The organism is Microbacterium sp. FG3 (assembly GCF_057809335.1).
In genome coordinates, this window is the sequence record NZ_JBMDJT010000066.1 from 1 (window position 1) to 3394 (window position 3394).

Here is a 3394-nt window from a genome sequence, read left to right on the forward strand (position 1 = left end):
GCCCCTGCGCGATCAGCGCCGCGGCGTGGGTGCGCGATCGGGCCAGGCCCCGCGCGGCCAGCGCCGCGTCGAGGCGCTCGCTCACCGCTGCTCGCCGCGCGTCTCGGGAGCTGCCTCGCCCGGTGCCGACTCGAGGCGGCGCGCGAGCTCGTCGTGCAGGGCCGCGTACGCCGCGGCGCGCTGCGCGAGCGGCTGCTGCTCGACCACCCGCACGCGGCTGACGAGGCCCTCGCCCGTCTCGTCCTCGGGGATCACGCTGTCCATGCCCCCACGCTACCTCTGGCGGTGGAAGGGATCGGCGTAGAGCCGCTCGGGCACGCGGAATCCGAAGATCTGCCTGCCCGTGGTCCAGATCGCGTGCGCGCCCGCGCGCAGCAGATCGATGTCGCTGCCCTCCGAGAGGATCTCGATGTCCGGCCCGCTGACGCGCACCCTGGCGTCGCGCACTGTGGTGACATCGCCCTTCTGCTTCACGACCGGGTAGGGCTCGAACAGCTCGCGCAGGTCGCTCAGGATGTACGTCGGGCGCGAGTGCGCCGGCGCGGCCAGGATGTGCTTGGGCCGGTCGATCCCCGTCAGCACCACGGCGGAGTCGATGCCCGCGGCCTGCGCGCCCTGGATGTCGGTGTCGAGGCGATCGCCCAGGAACAGCGGCTTGGCGGCGCCGAAGCGGGCGACGGCCTCGTGGAAGATCGGCGCCTCCGGCTTGCCCGCGACCGTCGCGAGGCGGCCGACCGCGGTGTGCACGGCGGAGACGAGCGTGCCGTTGCCCGGCGCGATGCCGCGCGCCTGCGGGATCGTCCAGTCCGTGTTGGTGGCGATCCAGGGGATGCCGCCGTCCTCCTCGGGCGTCGCGAGCGCGTACGCGGCCTCGGCGAGCTGGGTCCATCCCACGTCGGGCGCGAAGCCCTGCACGACGGCGGCCGGAGCATCCTCGGCGCTGCGCGTGACCACGTAGCCGGCCTTCTCGAGCTCGACGACGAGGCCCTCGCCGCCGACCACGAGCACGGTCGCGCCCGGTGCGACCTTCTCGCCGAGCAGCCGGACGGCCGCCTGCGGGCTCGTGACGACTTCCTCGGGGCGCGTGGGCAGCCCGAGGCCCGTGAGATGCGCGGCGACGGTGGCGTCGGTGCGCGAGGCGTTGTTGGTGATGTACCCCAGCCGGCGCCCCTCGCCGGCCGCGCGCGTCAGGCTCTCGACGGCGTGCGGCAGCGGACCGGGGCCCGCGTAGACGACGCCATCGAGATCCGCGAGCACCACGTCGACGCCGTCGAGCGGTGCCGCCTCGGTCTTCTTAGCGAACAGCGCCATCGGTGCCGTCAGCCTCCTCGTCCTCGGTCTGCGGGTCGGTATGCGGGTTCTCACCGGCGTCGATCACGCCGGCGTCGGCGAGGATCTGGTCGACCTCGTCCTCGATCGTGAAGCCCTCGTCGGCGGGCTCGCCCTCGTCGTCGTGCTCGTCGGCGAGGGGCTCCTCCGACGACTCGTCCTCGGACGGCTCGGCAGCCGAGTCGAGGTCGGCGGGCTCCGCGTCCGCCGCGTCGGGACCGGCCGGCTCGTCCGCGTCGGCGTGCTCATCGGCGAACTCCGGCTCGATCTCCTCCACCTCGTCCACGAGGATCTCGTCGCCCTGCGCCAGGTCCTGGTCGATGGCGTCCGCCGCGATCTCGGCACGCGCGTGCCATTCGGCCGCCTCGTCCTCCCGCCCGAGGTCCTCGAGCACGGCCGCGCGAGCGGCGAACAGGCCGGGGCTCCACGGGAACGCGCGATCGGGATCGGCCTCGGGCACGTCCAGCTCCGCGAGCGCGAGCTCGGTCTGACCGAGGTCGAGGCGCGCGCCCGACAGGGCGATCGCCAGCTCGACGCGCTGCTCGACCGAGAGCGCGTCGCGGTCGGCGGCGCGCCCCTCCTCCAGCGCCTTCTCGGGGCGGCCGACGCCGCGCTCGCTGTCGACGATCATGGCGACGTGGTCGTTGCGGCCCGTGATGCGGCGCAGCGTGCGCAGCTCGCGCAGCGCGAGGGCGAAGTCACCCAGCGTGTAGGCGGTGACCGCCAGCGTCTCGCGCGCCAGGGCGACGCGGCCCGCGTGACGGACCGCCGCGAGGGCGTGCTCGTGGGCCAGCTGCGGGTCGTCGTCGATCAGGCGCGCCGCCATGACGATGTGGCGTGCCACGCGGTCGGCGTTCTCCTTGCTCAGCGTCTTGAGCTCGTTCTGCTGACCGTGCAGATCCTTGGGCGTGACGTCGTCGGGCAGCTCCGGATCGGGAATGCGCGGCGCGCGGTCCTCGTCACGGTCGCGACGCGCGCCGGTGGCGCGCTCGTCGCGGTCCTGCCAGCGGCGCGGTGCCTCGCGGTCGTCGCGGGGCGGGCGAGCGCCGCGGCGGTCGCCGGAGGGACGACGGTCGCGGGAATCTCCCTCGTACCGGCGCGGGCGGTCGCCTTCGTCGCGGCGCGGACGGTAGCCGGCGCGATCCTGCCGCGGGCGGTACCCGTCGCGATCGTCGCGAGGACGATACCCGCCACGATCGTCGCGCGGACGCGAGCCATCCCGGTCCTCGCGGGCGCGGTAGCCGTCCCCGTCGCGGCGCGGGCGGAACCCGCCGTCGCGAGCCGCGCGGTCGCCGTCACGGCGCGGACGGTCGTCGCGGTCCTGGCGTGGACGCGAGGGTCCCGCGTCACGCTGCGGGCGGTAGCCGCCCTCGGCGCGGGGCGGGCGGAAGCCCCCGTCGCGAGCCGGGCGATCGCCGTCCCGGCGCGGACGGTCGTTCTCGTCACGGCGCGGGCGGTATGCGTCGCGGGACGAGCCCGCGCGGTTGCCGTCGCGGGCGGAACCCGAGCGCTGCCCGTCGTGACCCTGACCGGAGCGGTAGCCATCGCGGTCCTGCCGCGGACGGTAGCCGTCGCCCTCGCGACGGGGACGGTACTCCCCTTCGCCACGCGGACGGTAACCGCCATCGCGCGCAGAGCGACCGCCCTCACCGCGAGAGCGCGAGTCGTCGCGGTCCTGGCGCGGGCGGTAGCCGTCACCTCGCCGACGAGGACGATCGTCGCCGGCCCGAGGCAGCCGCTGACCGTCGCGGGCAGCGGGGCGAGCGCCCTCGCGGTAGGGCCTCGACCCGCGGTCGTCCTGGCGGCCCGATCGGTCGTCGCGACGGGGCTCGCCGCGATCCGCTCGCGCGGCATCGCGGCCACGCGAGTCGTCGCGACGGGATCCACCCTGCGGTGAGCGGCGGGGGCCGTCCCTGTGATCGCGCGGATCCCGCTTGTCAGCGTCGTCAGCCATTGTCCCCGTCCCTCTTCTACGGCGTCGAAGCACCGTACCGCTGTTGGATTGTGATTGTCGTGTGAACGACGGAAGGCCGCCCAGCGTTGGGCGGCCTTCCGGTGAAGTGGT

The 3394-nt window shown here is 74.9% G+C and carries 4 protein-coding genes; 1 reads left to right on the forward strand and 3 read right to left on the reverse strand.

From position 1 onward, the window contains the following. Window positions 1-81 precede the first annotated feature (81 nt). Genes ACODR5_RS13430 through ACODR5_RS13440 form a run of 3 tightly spaced genes read right to left on the reverse strand, consistent with a single transcriptional unit; the run spans window position 82 to window position 2173 of the window. On the reverse strand, window positions 82-264 hold the full coding sequence (locus tag ACODR5_RS13430; protein WP_449854997.1) for a hypothetical protein: 183 nt from the start codon (window positions 262-264) through the stop codon (window positions 82-84). Window positions 265-273: 9 nt separating this feature from the next. Further along, entirely contained in the window at window positions 274-1311 is a 1038-nt protein-coding gene (locus tag ACODR5_RS13435) for an HAD-IIA family hydrolase (protein WP_449854998.1), read from the reverse strand. Next, a complete protein-coding gene (locus ACODR5_RS13440) occupies window positions 1295-2173 on the reverse strand; it encodes a hypothetical protein (RefSeq protein WP_488983908.1) in 879 nt (292 codons plus the stop codon). The genes ACODR5_RS13435 and ACODR5_RS13440 overlap by 17 nt, the downstream gene beginning before the upstream one ends. Window positions 2174-2221: 48 nt before the next feature. Here ACODR5_RS13440 and ACODR5_RS13445 point away from each other — a divergent pair, with 48 nt between their 5' ends. After that, the gene (locus ACODR5_RS13445; RefSeq protein ID WP_488983909.1) at window positions 2222-3226 is read left to right on the forward strand and encodes a hypothetical protein; all 1005 of its coding nucleotides are present in this window, start codon (window positions 2222-2224) and stop codon (window positions 3224-3226) included. Window positions 3227-3394: the final 168 nt, after the last annotated feature.